The 16,584-nt window shown below is 74.9% G+C and carries 13 protein-coding genes; 7 read left to right on the forward strand and 6 right to left on the reverse strand.

Going from position 1 to position 16,584, the window contains the following annotated elements:
- The first annotated feature begins 8 nt into the window (after window positions 1-8).
- Window positions 9-3,575 (forward strand): chromosome segregation protein SMC, encoded by a 3,567-nt coding sequence (gene smc / locus O2W16_RS11235; RefSeq protein ID WP_269158908.1) that lies wholly within the window; start codon window positions 9-11, stop codon window positions 3,573-3,575.
- Between the two features lie 34 nt (window positions 3,576-3,609).
- On the opposite strand, the gene O2W16_RS11240 is transcribed toward smc, so the two are convergent.
- Together O2W16_RS11240 and O2W16_RS11245 are read right to left on the reverse strand one after the other, a co-directional pair.
- Window positions 3,610-4,383 carry an endonuclease/exonuclease/phosphatase family protein gene (locus tag O2W16_RS11240; RefSeq protein ID WP_269158909.1) on the reverse strand — a complete coding sequence of 258 codons (774 nt, stop codon included), beginning with the start codon at window positions 4,381-4,383 and terminating at the stop codon, window positions 3,610-3,612.
- On the reverse strand, window positions 4,380-6,041 hold the full coding sequence (locus O2W16_RS11245) for an alkaline phosphatase D family protein (RefSeq protein ID WP_269158910.1): 1,662 nt from the start codon (window positions 6,039-6,041) through the stop codon (window positions 4,380-4,382). The genes O2W16_RS11240 and O2W16_RS11245 overlap by 4 nt, the downstream gene beginning before the upstream one ends.
- A 39-nt stretch (window positions 6,042-6,080) precedes the next feature.
- Here O2W16_RS11245 and ftsY point away from each other — a divergent pair, with 39 nt between their 5' ends.
- Complete coding sequence (gene ftsY, locus O2W16_RS11250) at window positions 6,081-7,292, forward strand: signal recognition particle-docking protein FtsY (RefSeq protein WP_269158911.1); 1,212 nt, start codon at window positions 6,081-6,083, stop codon at window positions 7,290-7,292.
- A gap of 97 nt (window positions 7,293-7,389) precedes the next feature.
- Here ftsY and O2W16_RS11255 read toward each other — a convergent pair whose 3' ends face one another.
- Genes O2W16_RS11255 through O2W16_RS11270 form a run of 4 tightly spaced genes read right to left on the reverse strand, consistent with a single transcriptional unit; the run spans window position 7,390 to window position 9,962 of the window.
- The gene (locus O2W16_RS11255) at window positions 7,390-8,139 is read right to left on the reverse strand and encodes an energy-coupling factor ABC transporter ATP-binding protein (protein ID WP_269158912.1); all 750 of its coding nucleotides are present in this window, start codon (window positions 8,137-8,139) and stop codon (window positions 7,390-7,392) included.
- Window positions 8,136-8,918, reverse strand: coding sequence for a cobalt ECF transporter T component CbiQ (cbiQ, locus tag O2W16_RS11260; RefSeq protein WP_269158913.1), 783 nt, complete (start codon window positions 8,916-8,918; stop codon window positions 8,136-8,138). The genes O2W16_RS11255 and cbiQ overlap by 4 nt, the downstream gene beginning before the upstream one ends.
- Window position 8,919: 1 nt before the next feature.
- Window positions 8,920-9,255, reverse strand: a complete 336-nt coding sequence (locus tag O2W16_RS11265) for a PDGLE domain-containing protein (protein ID WP_269158914.1) — start codon at window positions 9,253-9,255, stop codon at window positions 8,920-8,922.
- The gene (locus O2W16_RS11270; protein WP_269158915.1) at window positions 9,252-9,962 is read right to left on the reverse strand and encodes an energy-coupling factor ABC transporter permease; all 711 of its coding nucleotides are present in this window, start codon (window positions 9,960-9,962) and stop codon (window positions 9,252-9,254) included. The genes O2W16_RS11265 and O2W16_RS11270 overlap by 4 nt, the downstream gene beginning before the upstream one ends.
- Before the next feature lie 377 nt (window positions 9,963-10,339).
- On the opposite strand from O2W16_RS11270, the gene O2W16_RS11275 reads away from it, so the two are divergent.
- The 5 genes from O2W16_RS11275 to ffh all read left to right on the forward strand — a co-directional run bounded on the left by O2W16_RS11275 (window position 10,340) and on the right by ffh (window position 16,582).
- The gene (locus O2W16_RS11275) at window positions 10,340-11,689 is read left to right on the forward strand and encodes an ammonium transporter (protein ID WP_269158916.1); all 1,350 of its coding nucleotides are present in this window, start codon (window positions 10,340-10,342) and stop codon (window positions 11,687-11,689) included.
- Window positions 11,686-12,024, forward strand: a complete 339-nt coding sequence (locus O2W16_RS11280; RefSeq protein ID WP_091066026.1) for a P-II family nitrogen regulator — start codon at window positions 11,686-11,688, stop codon at window positions 12,022-12,024. The genes O2W16_RS11275 and O2W16_RS11280 overlap by 4 nt, the downstream gene beginning before the upstream one ends.
- A gap of 104 nt (window positions 12,025-12,128) precedes the next feature.
- The gene (locus O2W16_RS11285; protein ID WP_269158917.1) at window positions 12,129-14,540 is read left to right on the forward strand and encodes a [protein-PII] uridylyltransferase; all 2,412 of its coding nucleotides are present in this window, start codon (window positions 12,129-12,131) and stop codon (window positions 14,538-14,540) included.
- Window positions 14,541-14,635: 95 nt separating this feature from the next.
- A complete protein-coding gene (locus O2W16_RS11290) occupies window positions 14,636-14,827 on the forward strand; it encodes a hypothetical protein (RefSeq protein ID WP_269158918.1) in 192 nt (63 codons plus the stop codon).
- 183 nt (window positions 14,828-15,010) lie between these two features.
- Window positions 15,011-16,582, forward strand: coding sequence for a signal recognition particle protein (ffh, locus tag O2W16_RS11295; RefSeq protein ID WP_036339798.1), 1,572 nt, complete (start codon window positions 15,011-15,013; stop codon window positions 16,580-16,582).
- The last annotated feature ends 2 nt before the right edge of the window (window positions 16,583-16,584 follow it).

The raw sequence follows: 16,584 nt of genomic DNA on the forward strand, positions 1-16,584 counted from the left end.
TCTCCACCGTGCACCTGTCCAGCCTGACGCTCAAGGGCTTCAAGTCCTTCGCGTCGCCGACGACGCTGCGCCTGGAACCGGGGATCACCGCCGTCGTCGGCCCCAACGGGTCGGGCAAGTCCAACGTCGTCGACGCCATCGCCTGGGTCCTCGGCGAGCAGGGTGCCAAGAGCCTGCGCGGCGGCAAGATGGAGGACGTCATCTTCGCCGGCACCGCCGGCCGCCCGGCCCTGGGCCGGGCCGAGGTCACCCTCACGATCGACAACGCCGACGGCGCCCTCCCGATCGACTACACCGAGGTCTCGATCACCCGCCGCATGTACCGCTCCGGGGAGAGCGAGTACGAGATCAACGGCGACAAGGTGCGGCTGCTCGACGTCCAGGAGCTGCTCAGCGACTCCGGCATCGGCCGGGAGATGCACGTGATCGTCGGCCAGGGGCAGTTGGACGCCGTGCTGTCCGGCCGCCCGGAGGACCGGCGGGCCTTCGTCGAGGAGGCCGCCGGCGTCCTGAAGCACCGCAAGCGCAAGGAGAAGGCGCTCCGCAAGCTCGACGCGATGCAGGCCAACCTCGACCGGCTCGGCGACCTGACCGCCGAGCTGCGCCGCCAGCTGAAGCCGCTGGGCCGCCAGGCCGAGGTCGCCCGCCGTGCCGCCGGGGTCCAGGCCGATCTGCGCGACGCCCGGCTCCGGCTGCTCGCCGACGACCTGGTCGACCTGCGCGACGCACTGGACGCCGACATCGCCGACGAGACCGCCGCCCGCGCTCGGCGGGCCACCGTGGAGGCGGCGCTGGGCGAGGCCGCCGGCAGCGAGTCGGCGCTGGAGCGGCAGCTCGCCGCCGACGCCCCGGTGCTGGCCGCGGCCCAGGACAGCTGGTTCCGGCTGTCCACCCTCGCCGAGCGGTTCCGCAGCGTGGCCCAGCTCGCTGCCGAACGGCACCGGCACCTGGCCGCCGTCCCCGCCGCCGCGCCCGGTGGCCGGGACCCGGACCAGCTGGACGCCGAGGCCGACCGGGTCGATGCCACCGAGCGGGAGCTGGCCGCCTCCCTGGAGGCCGAGCGGGCCCGGCTGGCCACCGCCGTCGCCGTCCGCGGCGAGGTCGAGACGGCGCTGGCCGAGGCCGAGCGTGCGCTGGTCGCCGCCGCCCGCGCGCTGGCCGACCGGCGTGAGCAGCTGGCCCGGCTCTCCGGGCAGGTGGCTGCGGGCCGGTCCCGAGCCGCGGCCGGCGAGGCCGAGATCGAGCGGCTCGCTGCCGCCGCGACCGAGGCCGCGGACCGCGCCCAGGTGGCCGCCGACCGGCTGGAGGCCCGGCGCGACGAGCTGAGCGCGGACGCCGGCGGCGACGAGGGGCTGGCTGCCGAGCACGCCGCCGCCGTCACCGCACACGCCGCGGCCGCCCGGGCGGTCACCGAGCTGACCGCGGCTGAACGCGCCGCCGAACGGGACCGGGCCGGCTGGCGGGCCCGCCGCGACGCCCTGGCCCTGGGCCTGGCCCCGGCCGACGGCGCCGCCGCGGTGCTCGCCGCGGGGCTGCCCGGGGTGCTCGGTCCGGTGCCCGACCGGCTGGCCGTCCAGCCCGGGGCGGAGGTCGCGCTGGCCGCTGCCCTGGGTGGGCTGGCCGACGCCGTCGTGGTCGATGGGGTCGAGCAGGCGGCCGCCGTGCTCACCCACCTGGCGAGCACCGACGGTGGCCGCGCGGGCCTGCTGGTGACCGGTGGGCTCCCGGCCGTCTCACGGGACGGCTGGCCCGAACTGCCCGCCGGCGCCCGGTGGGCCCTCGACCTGGTGGCGGCCCCCGCCGAGCTCGCCCCCGCGCTGGCCCGGGCGCTGGAGCGGGTCGCCGTCGTCCCCGACCTGCCGGCCGCCGTCTCCCTCGTGCGCACCCACCCCCGGGTCCGGGCGGTCACCGACACCGGTGACCTGCTGGGCGCCGACTGGTCGGTGGGGGGCCAGGCGAACGCGCCCTCGGGGCTGGAGGTGCGTGCGCGTGTCGACGAGGCCGCCGCCGAGCTGGACCGGGCGACCGCGCACGCCGCCGGGCTGGCCGAGGAGCTGGCCCGGGCCCGCGAGGACGCCGCGGCCCGTTCGGCCGACGTCGACGCCGCGCTCACCGCCCGGCAGGCCGGCGACCGGGCGCGGTCCGCGGCCGCCGCCGAGCTGGCCGAGCTCGGTGCCGCGGCGCGCTCCGCCGTGGCCGAGGCCGAACGGCTGGACGCCGCCCGGGTGCGGGCCGAGCAGGCGCGCGAGCAGGCCGTGGCCGGGCTGGTCGAGCTGGAGGAGCGGCTGGCGGCAGCCGAGACCGCGCCGATGGAGGAGGAGCCCTCGACCGACGAGCGCGACCAGCTGCGCGCCGAGGCGAACGCCGCCCGGCAGGCGGAGACCGAGGCCCGGCTGGCCGTGCGCACCGCCGAGGAGCGGGCCCGGTCGCTGGCCGGCCGCGCCGAGTCGCTGCGCCGGCAGGCACGGCAGGAGCGGGCGGCGCGCGAGCGGGCCGCGGCCGCCCGGGTGGCCCGCGAGCGGGGCGCCCGGGTGGCTGCGGAGGTGCGGGCCGGTGCGGAGGAGGCGCTGACCCACCTGGCGACCTCCCTCGCCCGCGCGGCCGCCGAGCGGGACGCCCTGGCCGAGGCACGCACCGGTCGGGAGGCCGAGCTGCTGGTGGTCCGGGCCCGCGTGCGGGAGCACACCGCAGAGCTCGACCGGCTCACCGACGAGGTGCACCGCGACGAGGTGGCCCGCGCCGAGCAGCGGCTGCGGATCGAGGCGCTGGAGTCCCGGGCGGCCGAGGAGTACGGCGTCGACCTGCCGACCCTGCTCGCCGAGTACGGGCCGGCCGCGCCGGTCGCCCCGACCCAGGCGCAGCTGGCCGCGGCGGAGGCGGCGGGGGAGCCGGAGCCCCAGCCGGTGCCCTACGACCGCGGCACCCAGGAACGCCGGGCCGCCCGCGCCGAGCGGGACCTCGCCGCGCTGGGCAAGGTCAACCCGCTGGCCCTGGAGGAGTTCGCGGCCCTGGAGGAGCGGCACACCTTCCTGGCGACCCAGCTCGAGGACCTCAAGGCCACCCGCCGCGACCTGCTCACCGTGGTCCGCGAGGTCGACGCGCGCATCCACCAGGTCTTCGCCGAGGCCTTCGCCGACACCCAGCGGGAGTTCGAGCAGGTCTTCGCCACCCTCTTCCCCGGCGGGGAGGGGCGGATCTTCCTCACCGACCCGGAGAACCTGCTGACCACCGGCGTCGAGGTGGAGGCCCGGCCGCCCGGCAAGAAGGTCAAGCGGCTGTCCCTGCTGTCCGGTGGCGAGCGGTCGCTGACCGCCGTGGCGCTGCTGGTCGCCATCTTCCGCGCCCGGCCCTCTCCGTTCTACGTCCTCGACGAGGTCGAGGCGGCGCTGGACGACGTCAACCTGGGCCGGCTGCTCACCTTGATCGAGCAGCTCCGCGCCACCTCGCAGCTGATCGTGATCACCCACCAGAAGCGGACGATGGAGATCGCCGACGCCCTCTACGGGGTGAGCATGCGCGGCGACGGCATCACCGGTGTGATCAGCCAGCGGCTGCGCGAGCTCGAGCCGGCGTAGTCGGCGGGCCGGCCTGGGCGGCGGGCGGGCCTGGTCAGCTGGTCGACGGCACGGCCAGGTCGACCAGCAGGGGGTGGTGGTCCGACGCCCCCGCGCTGTCCAGCACCCGGGCGCCGCGCACCGTCACACCCGCGGACACCCACACCTGGTCGATCCGCACCCGCGGGCGGCTGGCCGGGTGGGTCAGCCCCTGGCGGGCGTGCCCGGAGAAGCGCCCGGCCTGGTCGCTGCGGTCGGCCGCCAGCTCCCAGGCGTCGCTGAGGTATTCGCGCAGCACCGCCAGCTCCGGGGCGTCGGCGTCGGCGTTCAGGTCGCCGACCAGCACGGCCGCCGTCCCCGGGTCGGTGTGCAGCGCGGCGACCGCGGCGGCCTGCGCGGCCCGGTCGTCCGCCGACCGGCTGGACAGGTGCGTCGTCGTCACCGCCAGCACCCCGTCGGCCAGCTGCACCTGCGCCCGCAACGCAGTGCGCGGCTCACCCTGCCCGGGCAGCCGGTGCAGTTCCGAGCCCAGCACCGGCAGTCGGGACAGCACCGCGTTGCCGTACTGGCGGCGTCCGCTGCCGGTGCCCGGTTCGTCGATCGACGGCCCCCACGCCAGCTCCATGCCCAGCCCACGGGACAGCAGCAGCGCCTGGTCGACGTGCTCGCTGCGGTCGCCGAAGTGCCGGTCGACCTCCTGCAGGCAGATGACGTCGGCGTCGGCAGCCGCCAGCACCCGGGCGAGCCGGGGCAGGTCGTGCCGGCCGTCGCCCCCCACGCCGTGGTGGACGTTGAAGCTGACCAACCGCACCGGCACGGGTCCGGTCACGACAGTCGGGTGTCCAGCACCTGGGTGAAGTGCTCGGTGCCGTCGTCGTCGCGGCTGGTGGCCCAGAGCAGGAACCGGGCGTCCCGGCCCTCCAGCACCAGTTCGCCCAGTTCGTTGCCGAAGAAGGGGCCGGCCTGCTTGCGCCACCGCAGCGGGCTGGTCTCCACCCTGGCCAGCGCCCGCAGCCCACCGGTCAGCACCCGGGCCCACCGGCTCCAGCCCACCTTGAAGCCGATCTCGATGGCGTGCGGCGCCTGGTTGTGCAGCGGCGACACGGTCAGCTGGTGCACCCGGGTGTCCAGGTCGCCGGGGTTGACCAGTTCGGCTGCGTAGGCGTGGTGGACGTCGCCGGACAGCACCAGCGCCGTGGCCGGCGGGTGCCCCAGCTCGCCGCGTGCCGTGGCCACCAGGGTCCGGCCCAGCCGCTCGAAGGACTGCCCGAACGCCGCCCAGTGCTCCAGGTCCGCCGCCTGCCGCAGCTTCTCCATCAACCGGCCCAGCGGGTTGCCGTGGTGACGGACCGACAGCGTCTCGTTCCACCGCTCGATGTCGTGCACCGAGTGCGGCAGCAGCCAGGGCAGCGAGGTGCCGATGAGCAGGTGCTCGACGCCGTCCTCGACCGACCGGCGCACCGCGGCGTCGACCCAGTCGAACTCGAAGTCGTCGACAATCTTGCGGTTGTGCTCCTCCAGCCCGCGGCCCGCCCGGGTGTCGACCATGATCAGCCGGGTCGACCCCCAGTGCCGCACGTAGCTCCAGCGGACCGTCTCCGGCTCCGTGTCGGCGGCCCGGGCCATCTCGTCGAGCATCGGCCCGGCGTCGTCCGAGCCGTCGGCGCGCTGCTGGATCGCCTGCCAGGTCTCGTTCTCCGCCAGCTCCTTCGGCGACAGGTTGCCCAGGTGCTGGTAGATCCAGTAGCTGACCAGCCCGCCGCAGATCCGCTTCCGCCACCAGTCGGTCGGGGTGATCTCTGCGCGCCACGCGGCCGAGGTGTTCCAGTCGTCGATCATCTCGTGGTCGTCGAAGACCATCGAGGACGGGATCGTCGCCAGCAGCCACCGGACCTGCGGATCGCCCCAGGACTCGGCGTAGAGCCGGCTGTACTCCTCGAAGTCCGCGGCCTGGGCACCCGGCGGCTGGGACAGGTCCCGGCGGGAGGCCATCCACTCCTTCGTCGCCGGGGTCACCTCGTCGGCGTAGACCTGGTCGCCCAGCAGGACCAGGGCGTCGGGCCACTGGTCCTCGGGCAGGTCCAGCAGCCGGCGGGCGTAGCTGTCCAGCGCGTCCGGCGGGATGGCGTCACGGACGTCGACGGAGGTGGGCGTGGCGTAACGGCACGAGCCGAAGGCCAGCCGGAAGGGGCCCGGGCGCCCGGCCGTCCGGATCCGGCTCGGCGGGGTGGTGGCGTGCGCCGGTGGCCAGACCTGCTGGCCGTCCAGGTGCACCTCGTAGGGGGTGGTGCTGCCCGGCTCCAGGCCCTCGACGACCACGAGGGCGTAGTGGTGGCCGTTGACGCAGAACGTGCGGGTCCGCTGGTCCAGCACCGTCACGTCACAGGCGCGGTCGGTCTCCACCCAGACGGTGGCCGACACCGGGTCGACGTGGCGCAGGAGCGGCCCGAGCAGCAGGAGCGGTCGGTCGCCGGCGGTCTCGGGCATGGGGCACAGCCTGCCCCATGATCCTGGGAGACTGTGGGCATGGAGTTCGTGCTGATCGCGATCGCGATCCTCGTCGTCGCCCTGATCGCCGGGATCGGTCTGCTCGTCGGCCGTGGCCGGCGCACCACCCGGCTGGACTCCGACGCCGGGCGGGGCACCACGCTCACCCGCCCGCCGATCGCCCCGGACCCGACGTCGGGCGCCACCGCGGCCGACCAGTACACCGGGCCTCCGGCTCCTCCGGCGCCGACCGGGCCCGAGCCGGACGTCGTCGTCGAGCTGCCGCCGGCGGAGCCGGAGCCCGGCCTGGTCTTCGAGACCCCACCGCCCTCGGCCGGCCGGCTGGTCCGGCTGCGCTCCCGGCTGGCCCGCTCGCAGTCCTCGCTGGGCCGCGGCCTGCTCACCGTGCTGGCCCGGGAGAAGCTCACCGAGGACGACTGGGAGGAGGTCGAGGAGACGCTCCTGGCCGCCGACGTCGGCGTCGCCGCCACCACCGAGATCGTGTCCCGGCTGCGCACCCAGAGCCTCGTGCTGGCCACCGCCTCGGGCACGCAGCTGCGCGACCTGGTCGTGCAGGAGCTCACCGCCGTCCTGGGCCCGGACCTGGACCGCACGCTGCGGACCTCCCGGCACGAGGGGCGCCCCGCCGTGGTCCTGGTCGTCGGCGTGAACGGCGCTGGGAAGACGACGACGGTCGGCAAGATCGCCCGGGTGCTGGTGGGCGACGGCAAGAGCGTCGTCCTCGGGGCCGCCGACACCTTCCGCGCCGCCGCCGCCGACCAGCTGGAGACCTGGGGCGAGCGGGTCGGGGTGCTCACCGTCCGCGGTCGCGAGGGCGGTGACCCGGCGTCGGTCGCCTTCGAGGCGGTCCGCACCGGCACCGAGGCCGAGGTGGACGCCGTCCTGATCGACACCGCCGGGCGGCTGCACACCAAGTCCGGCCTGATGGACGAGCTCGGCAAGGTCAAGCGGGTCGTGGAGAAGCACGGGCCGGTCGACGAGGTGCTGCTGGTGCTCGACGCCACCACCGGTCAGAACGGGGTGGTGCAGGCCCGGGTGTTCACCGAGGCGGTCGAGGTCACCGGCGTCGTCCTCACGAAGCTCGACGGCACCGCCAAGGGCGGCATCGTGGTCGCCGTCCAGCGTGAGCTGGGCATCCCGGTGAAGTTGATCGGGCTGGGGGAGGGGCCCGACGACCTGGCGCCGTTCGAGCCGGAGGCCTTCGCCGAGGCCCTCGTCGGGAACGCCTGACGCCGGGGGAGCATCGCAGGGAGCGCCAGCGACCGAGGAGCGGACCGCGGCGGCAGCCCGACCCATGTGGTCGTCGGGAACGCCTGACCGGAGCTGCTCAGCCCACGGCGCGGGGGTCGAAGCCGAAGGGCAGCTCCAGTCGGTGCGCGGCGAGCAGTTCCGGGTCGGCGAGCAGTTCCCGGGTCGTGCCGTCGGCGACCACGACCCCGCCGTCCAGCACGACCGACCGGGGGCAGAGCTGCAGGGCGTAGGGCAGGTCGTGGGTGACCATCAGCAGCGTGATCGACAGTGCCTGGAGCACCTCGGCCAGCTCCCGCCGCCCGGCCGGGTCGAGGTTGCTGCTGGGCTCGTCGAGCACCAGGACCTCCGGCTGCATCGACAGCACGGTGGCGACGGCGACCCGCCGGCGCTGGCCGAAGGAGAGGTGGTGGGGCGGGCGGTCGACGGCGTCGGCCATGTCGACCGCGGCCAGGGCGTCGGCCACCCGCCGGGCGACCTCGGCCTCGAGCAGGCCGAGGTTGCGGGGGCCGAAGGCGACGTCCTCGCCGACCGTGGGCATGAACAGCTGGTCGTCCGGGTCCTGGAACACGATGCCGACCCGGCGCCGCACCTCCTGCAGGTTCCGGTCCTCGACCGGCAGCCCGGCGACCTCCACCCGGCCGCGGCCGCCGCGCAAGATGCCGTTGAGGTGCATCACCAGCGTCGTCTTGCCCGCCCCGTTGGGCCCGAGCAGCGCGACCCGCTCACCGGGCTCCAACCGGAGGTCGACGCCGTAGAGCGCCTGGTGCCCGTCGGGGTAGGCGAACGCCAGGTCGTCGACGAGCAGCGAGGGGAGGGGGGTGCTCACCCGAGCAGTGAACCCCCGGCCAGCACGGCGACCGCGGCCAGGGGGAGGCTGAGCGCGGTCGCCCACGCGCGCCCGCCGGCCACTGCGATCGGTCCGGCGGGCAGTCGCCCGGTGTACCCCCGGGACAGCATCGCCAGGTGCACCCGCTCACCACGCTCGTAGGAGCGGATGAACAGCGAGCCGGCCGCCGGGCCGAGCACCTTGAGCGCACCCAGGTGCCGGCCGCGGAACCCCCGGGACTCCCGGGCCACCTGCATCCGGCGCAGCTCACCGCCGACGACGTCGGTGTACCGGATCATGAAGCTGAGGATCTGCACCAGCACGGTGGGCAGCCGCAGCCGCTCCAGCCCGCGCAGCAGGGCCCGGGCGTCGGTCGTCGCGGCCAGCAGTGTCGCGGCCAGCACCGACAGGGTCGCCTTGGCCAGGATGCTGCCACCGGCGGCCAGCCCGCTCTCCGACAACGACAGGCCCAGGACGTCGGTGCGCGGGCCTCGGGAGACGAACGGCAGGAGCACGGCGAACAGGACGAACGGCACCTCCACCACCAGGCCCCGCAGCAGCCGGCCCGGCCGCACCCGGGCCACGCCCGCCACGGTCAGCAGCAGGAGCAGGAAACCGGCGTACGCCAGCGGGGCCCAGCCGGCGTGCACCGGGGTCGCCACGACCACCAGGGCGAAGCCGAGGACGGCGACCAGCTTGGTGTGCGGCTCCAGCCGGTGCACCGGGCTGTCGCCGGGCACGTAGGCCGCGGCCAGCGCCCCGCCGTGTCCTGCGCCCACGTCAGCGCCGGGGGGCGTCGGCCCGCGGGGCCGCGTCGTCCGCGGCCGGGCGTCGGCGCACCAGCAGGACCAGGACGCTGGTCAGCGCCAGCACCAGCAGCACGCCGATGACCCCGGCCAGGCCGCCGGAGAGTCGGTCGTCACCGATCCAGGAAGCGGTGTAGTCGGCCAGCGGCGAGTCGGCGGCCGCGCTGTCCCGGGCCGTGGAACCGAAGCCCTGCTCCTCGGCGGTGGCCTCCAGCCCGTCGGGTGCGGAGCTGGCGTACCAGCTGCCCACGCCGGCGATGAGCAGCGCGAGCACCGTCCCGATCAGCACGAACGTGCGGGTGCGGGTCATCGGGCGTCCACCGCGGTCGCGCCGGCCAGGTCCGGGCGGGGGGCCAGTTCCCTGGCCCGCAGGAGGTGGCGGCCGCCGCGGACCAGGTCCGGGCGGACGGTGAGCACTGCGCCGAGGACGGCGACGGTGATGACCGCCTCGCCCAGACCGATCAGCAGGTGCACACCGACCATGGCCGCGGTGACCGGCCCGAGCGCGACGTCAGCGACCCCGCCCAGGCCGAACAGGCCGACGAACACCAGGGCGGCCACCGGCACGGACAGGAAGGCGCCCACCCCGGCGGAGGCCAGCAGTCCGGTGCGGGTGGCCGGCAGCACGGCTCGTAACCCGCGGAACACGCCGTACCCGACGCCGATCGCCACCAGGCCGAGCAGGGTGACGTTCGTGCCGAGGGCGGTGAGGCCGCCGTCGGCGAAGACCAGGGCCTGCACCATGAGGACGACGGTGAGGCACAGGACCGCCGTCCACGGGCCGACCAGGACCGCGGCCAGCGCACCGCCCATGAGGTGGCCGCTGGTGCCGAAGGCGACCGGGAAGTTCATCATCTGCACCGCGAAGACGAAGACCGCGGTGAGCCCGGCCATCGGGGCGGTGCGCTCGTCGAGCTCGTGGCGCGAACCGCGGAGCGCCAGGGCGACGCCGGCGGCCGCGACCGCGGCGGTACCGGTGCTGGTCGTGGCGTCGAGAAAGCCATCGGGGACGTGCACACGGACCTCCGGGACCTCGGGTTACTGAGCTGCGCGGCCGGTGACGGGTGCCGCGGTCGGGCGCCCGGCGAGCTTATTGCACCTTGTTGGCACCTGCACACTGCTCGCAAGAAGCCCACGTGAACGGCCGGTGACGTGACCGAGCGCACGCCCGCTGACACATCACCGGGGCGGGCGGTGCGTCGGCAACACGTCCGGAACACAACCGGCCGACACGCGCTGGGGAGTTCACCGCGGCGAAACACGTCCACGCCGTCGTCGGAAACACGGTGTCGGCACCGTCTTCTCCGCACCGCCTCCTCCGGCGGTGGCTCGCCCGAGGCCCCTCGGGGCCCCCGCTTGCGGCCGATGGCCGACGACACCCTCAGGAGGTTGCCGTGGTCAACACCGGCGACACCGCCTGGATCCTCACCAGCGCCGCACTCGTGCTGCTGATGACGCCAGGTCTCGCGCTCTTCTACGGCGGCATGGTCCGCGCCAAGAGCGTGCTGAACATGATGATGATGAGCTTCGGCGCGCTGGCCCTGATCAGCGTGCTGTGGGTCCTCTACGGGTACTCCTTCGCCTTCGGCGACGACGTCGGACTGGGGCTGCTCGGCGACCCGACCGAGTTCTTCGGCCTGGCCGGCCTGATGGAGGACCTGACCACCGAGGAGGGCGGCCTGCCCACCATGGCGTTCGTCGGCTTCCAGGCCGTCTTCGCCATCATCACCGTCGCGCTGATCTCCGGTGCCATCGCCGACCGGGCCAAGTTCGGTTCGTGGATGGTCTTCGCCGGCATCTGGGCCACCGTCGTCTACTTCCCGGTCGCGCACTGGGTCTTCGACTTCACCCTCACCGACGACGACGGCGTGGTCACCCACACCGGTGGCTGGATCGCGAACGAACTGGCCGCGATCGACTTCGCCGGCGGCACGGCGGTGCACATCAACGCCGGTGCGGCCGGTCTGGCGCTGGCCCTGGTCCTGGGCAAGCGCCGCGGCTTCGGCCGGGACGCCATGCGGCCGCACAACCTGCCGCTGGTGATGATCGGCGCCGGGCTGCTGTGGTTCGGCTGGTTCGGCTTCAACGCCGGCTCCGCCCTCGCCGCCAACAACACCGCCGCCGTCGCCTGGGTGAACACCCTGGTCGCCACCGGCGCCGCGACGCTCGCCTGGCTGCTGGTGGAGAAGATCCGCGACGGTCACTCGACCTCGCTGGGCGGTGCCTCCGGTGTCGTGGCCGGGCTGGTCGCGATCACCCCGGCCTGCTCGGCGGTCTCGCCGCTCGGGGCGATCGCCGTCGGCGCCGTCGCCGGTGCGCTCTGCGCCCTGGCCGTCGGGCTGAAGTTCCGGTTCGGCTACGACGACTCGCTCGACGTGGTCGGTGTCCACCTGGTCGGTGGCCTGGTCGGCACCATCCTGATCGGCTTCGTCGGCACGGCGGCCGCGCCGGCCGGCGTGGACGGCCTCTTCTACGGCGGCGGCGTCGACCAGCTGTGGCGCCAGGTCGTCGGTGCCCTCGCGGTGCTGGCGTACTCCTTCGTCCTCACCCTGGTCATCGGCTGGCTCATCCAGAAGACGATCGGCTTCCGGCTCACCGAGGAGGACGAGGTGACCGGCATCGACACCGTGGTGCACGCTGAGTCCGGGTACGACTTCGCCTCCCTGGGCGGCGGTGGCAGCACTGCGCCCCTGGGTGGACAGGCACGCGCCGAGGCGCGCAACACGGAAGGGAGCCAGGCATGAAGCTCGTCACCGCCATCGTCAAGCCGTTCAAGCTCGACGACGTCAAGAACGCCCTGGAGCTGATCGGCATCGCCGGTCTGACCGTCAGCGAGGTGCAGGGGTTCGGTCGCCAGCGCGGCCACACTGAGGTCTACCGCGGTGCGGAGTACCAGGTGGACTTCGTGCCGAAGGTGCGGATCGAGGTCGTCGTCAGCGAGCACGACGCGGCCCGGGTCGTCGACGCGGTCGTCGAGTCCGCCTCCACCGGCCAGATCGGTGACGGCAAGGTGTGGGTGACCACGATCGACGAGATCGTCCGGGTCCGCACCGGTGAGCGCGGCGCCGACGCGCTCTGACCGGTGGCGCTCTGACGCCGGCCTGGTGACCTGACGTCGGCCGGGGTGGCGGGGAGACCCGCTGCCCCGGCCGACGCCGTCTCTCCCCGCAGGACGACCGAGAGGTGCCCGTGCTCGACCTCGCCGCCCTGACCGCACTGCCCCGCGCAGAGCGGGTGCAGGCGTTCGACGACTGGCTGGCCGGCCTGCTGGCCGAGGCGCTCGCCGGGACGCCGCGAGCCACCCGACGCCGGGGCGGTCCGCCGGCCGAGCCGGCGGAGAACGGCGTCGCGCTGGTGGCCGTGGGCAGCCTCGGCCGCCGGGAGCTGCCCCCGCACGGCGACCTGGACCTGGTTCTCGTGCACGACGGCCGGGCCGAGGTCGCGGCGCTTGCCGACGCCCTCTGGTACCCGATCTGGGACGCCGGGGTGCGGCTGGACCACTCCGTGCGGACGGTGTCCGAGGCCGTCTCCGTGGCCGCCGAGGACGTCAAGGCGGGCCTCGGCCTGCTCGACGCACGGCACGTCGCCGGCGACCCGGAGGTGACCGGGGGCCTGCGGACGGCGACGCTCGGCTCCTGGCGGCAGCACGCCGGCCGGCTGCTGCCCCAGCTGCGCGACCTCCGCCGGGAGCGGGCCCGGCTGGTCGGGGAGCTCGGGTTCCTCCTGGAGCCCGACCTGAAGGAGGCCTACGGCGGGCTGCGTGAGGGCCAGGTGCTGCGGGCGCTGGCCGCGGCCCAGCTGGCCGACGAGCCCCCGGCCGACGCCGGTGAGGCCTACGACTTCCTGCTCGACGTGCGGGACGCCCTGCGTCGCAGCACCGGGCGCGCCGGCGACGCCCTGGTCCGCCAGGAGCAGGCGGCGGTGGCCGAGGCGCTCGGGCTGGCCGACGACGACGTGCTGCTGCGCCGGGTCAGCCTGGCCGGGCGCCGGCTCGCCTTCGTCGCGGACGAGACCTGGCGGCGGGTCGACGCCTCCCTGGTGCGGCGTCCGCGGGCCCGGTACCGACGGGTCCGGCGCGAACCGCTGGCCGAGGGGCTGGTCCGGCAGGGCGACGAGGTCGTGCTGGCCCGGGACGCCCGGCCGGCCGTGGACCCGGGCCTGGTGCTGCGCGGTGCCGCCGCGGCCGCTCGTGCGGACCTCCTGCTGTCGCCCTACACGCTCAAGGTGCTGGCCGTGCACGCGCCGGCGCTGCCGGAGCCCTGGCCCGCGGAGGTCCGCTGGTCCTTCCTCCGGCTGCTGGCCAGCGGTCGCAGCGCCGTCCCGGTCATCGAGCAGCTGGACCAGGAGGGCCTGCTGGCCCGGATGCTGCCGGAGTGGGACCGGGTGCGGTCGCTGCCGCAGCGGCACCCGTGGCACCGGTTCACCGTCGACCGGCACCTGGTGGAGGCGGCCGCCGCGGCCTCCGAGCTGACCCGGGACGTCGACCGGCCGGACCTGCTGCTGGTCGGCGCCCTGCTGCACGACATCGGCAAGGGCTGGCCCGGTGACCACAGCGTCGTCGGGGAGCCGATCGCCGCGGCGGTGGCGACCCGGATGGGCTTCTCGCCGCCCGACGTCGCCACGCTGGCCGCGATGGTGCGCCACCACCTGCTGCTGCCGGCGACCGCCACCCGGCGGGACATCGACGACCACGCCACCATCGACCGGGTCGCCGAGACGATCGGCCGGGACACCGCCCTCCTGGAGCTGCTGCACGCGCTGGCGCAGGCGGACGGCGCGGCGACCAGCAGCTCGGCCTGGTCACCCTGGAAGGCGCACCTGGTCGCCGCGCTGGTGGCCCGGGTGCGGGCGCACCTGGTGGCCGCCCCGGCGCCCGGGCCGGTGCTGGTGCCGACCGTCCCGCAGGTGAGCTCCTCGGGCACGGGAGCGGCGGGGGAGGGCGAGCGCATCTCGGTGGGCGTGCAGGACGTGGCCGACGGTCAGCAGGTGACGTTCCTGGGGCCGGACCGGCCCGGCGTGTTCAGCCGGTGCGCCGGTGTGCTGGCGCTGAACCAGCTCGACGTCCGGGCGGCCAGCATCACGGTCGAGGGCGGCCGGGCGACGTCGGTGTTCGCCGTGCGGCCGCGGTTCGGCCGGGCGCCGGTGCCGGAGATCCTGGCCGACGGCGTCCGCGCCGCCCTGGAGGGGACGCTGCCCCTGGACGACCGGCTGCGGCAGCGGGAGATCGACTACCGCCAGCACGGCGACCGTGCCGCGGGGCCGCGGATCTCTTGGTACGACAACGAGGTGGACGGCGCTGCCTCGAGCATCGTGGAGGTCCGTGCCGGGGACCGGGCCGGCCTGCTCTACCGGCTGACCTCGGCGCTGGCCGAGCAGGGACTGGACGTGACGTCCGCACGGATCGAGACCCTCGGTGCCGACGCCCTCGACTCGTTCTACGTCTGCGACCCCGGCGGCGCCACGATGGACGCCGGCCGACGCAGGCAGATCGAGGCAGCTCTGGTGTCCGCCGCCCGCGGCTTCGCGCCCGAGGCGGCGGGCCCGGCCCCGACGGCCGGCGGGCCGGGCGTCAAGCGGGACACGCCGTCCGGCTGAGGTCCGCAGATCTGTCGTACCCCCGTGAGACGTTCGAGGTGCCGGACGGGAGCCCGCTCCCGACGACCGGCGCCGAGACGAGAGGGGATGCGATCGTGACCGATCTCCAGCAGTGGCCCTGCCCCACGTGCGAGCACGTCACCGACTTCGAGCAGCCGGAGTGCGTCGACGGCCACACCGAGGACGGCGGGGCGTGCCCGGAGTGGGCGTGCACCGCCTGCGGCACCGCCCTGGTCAGCGGCGACGTGCACCGTCCGGTGGCCGTGACCTGGCACCGTGCGGCCTGAGGAGGGCTCTCCGCCGCACCCCGCACGACTTCCTAGCGGGCCACAGCCGAGGGGCCATTACGCTGGGAGCAGTGGCGTGACGGCCCCGGGGTGGCCCCGGGAGCCCGAGCCGTGCCGCTCGGCCCGCTGAACTCCCTGGTGGGCCGGCCGGTGGCTGCACGCCAGACTGCCTGAGGACGTGTTGTGTTCGAGACCCTCTCCGACCGCCTGGACAAGGTCTTCACCGGTCTGCGCGGCAAGGGCCGGCTCTCCGACGAGGACATCGACGCGACCGCGCGGGAGATCCGCATCGCGTTGCTCGAGGCCGACGTCGCGCTGCCCGTCGTCCGCTCGTTCATCGCCGCGGTCAAGGAACGGGCCCGCGGCTCGGAGGTCTCCTCCGCGCTGAACCCGGCGCAGCAGATCATCAAGATCGTCAACGAGGAGCTGGTCGGCATCCTCGGCGGGGAGACCCGCCGGATCCGCTACGCCAAGCAGTCGCCCACGGTGATCATGCTGGCCGGCCTGCAGGGCGCCGGTAAGACGACCCTGGCCGGCAAGCTCGGCCGCTGGCTCAAGGCCCAGGGGCACACCCCGCTGCTGGTCGCGTGTGACCTGCAGCGGCCCAACGCGGTGCAGCAGCTGTCGGTGGTGGCCGGGCAGGCCGGCGTCGACGTCTACGCGCCGGAGCCGGGCAACGGCGTGGGCGACCCGATCGCCGTCGCGCGGGACTCCATCGACCACGCCCGCCGCACCCAGCACGACGTCGTCGTCGTCGACACCGCCGGCCGGCTGGGCATCGACGCCGAGCTGATGGCCCAGGCCGCCGGCATCCGGGACGCCGTGCAGCCCGACGAGACGCTGTTCGTCGTCGACGCGATGATCGGGCAGGACGCCGTCACCACGGCGACCGCGTTCCAGGAGGGCGTCGGCTTCTCCGGCGTCGTCCTCACCAAGCTCGACGGTGACGCCCGCGGTGGTGCTGCGCTGTCGGTCCGGCACGTGACCGGCCAGCCGATCATGTTCGCCTCGACCGGTGAGAAGCTGGCCGACTTCGACGTCTTCCACCCCGAGCGGATGGCCTCGCGCATCCTCGGCATGGGCGACGTGCTGACCCTGATCGAGCAGGCCGAGCAGGCCTTCGACGCCGACCAGGCCGAGAAGATGGCCGGCAAGCTCGCCAGCCGCGAGGGCTTCACCCTCGAGGACTTCCTCGAGCAGATGATGGCCATCCGCAAGATGGGCCCGATCGCGAACCTGCTCGGCATGCTGCCCGGCGCCGGGCAGATGAAGGAGCAGCTCGCGCAGGTCGACGAGCGGGACCTGGACCGCACCGCGGCGATCATCCGGTCGATGACCCCGGCCGAGCGCGCCACCCCGAAGATCATCAACGCCTCGCGCCGGGTGCGGATCGCGAACGGTTCGGGGATGAGCGTCACCGACGTCAACCACCTGCTGGAGCGCTTCGCCCAGGCGCAGAAGATGATGGGCCAGATGGCCGGCAGCATGGGCCTGCCGGGCATGGGCCCGATGTCGAAGAAGCAGCGCGGCCGGCAGAACCAGGTGCAGGCACGCGGCAAGGGCAAGAAGGGCAAGGGCGGCAAGAAGGGCGGCCCGGCCCGCCGGCCGATCGGTGCCCCCGGTGGCATGGGCGGGGCGCCCGGTCAGCTGCCCGGCGGGATGCCGGGCGGGGTGCCCGGTCTGCCGCCCGGTCAGGCGATGCCCGACCTGAGCAAGCTGGACTTCAGCCAGTTCAAGGACCAGCAGGGCCGCTGAGC

Source organism: Modestobacter sp. VKM Ac-2984 (assembly GCF_026967985.1).
Lineage (GTDB): Bacteria > Actinomycetota > Actinomycetes > Mycobacteriales > Geodermatophilaceae > Modestobacter.

What these genes read in the sequence shown, in the direction of transcription:
- ftsY (WP_269158911.1), top strand. Translation starts at nt 6,081, where the DNA reads ATGGAGTTCGTGCTGATCGCGATCGCGATCCTCGTCGTCGCCCTGATC.
- O2W16_RS11265 (WP_269158914.1), bottom strand. Translation starts at nt 9,255, where the DNA reads ATGACCCGCACCCGCACGTTCGTGCTGATCGGGACGGTGCTCGCGCTG.
- O2W16_RS11245 (WP_269158910.1), bottom strand. Translation starts at nt 6,041, where the DNA reads ATGCCCGAGACCGCCGGCGACCGACCGCTCCTGCTGCTCGGGCCGCTC.
- O2W16_RS11280 (WP_091066026.1), top strand. Translation starts at nt 11,686, where the DNA reads ATGAAGCTCGTCACCGCCATCGTCAAGCCGTTCAAGCTCGACGACGTC.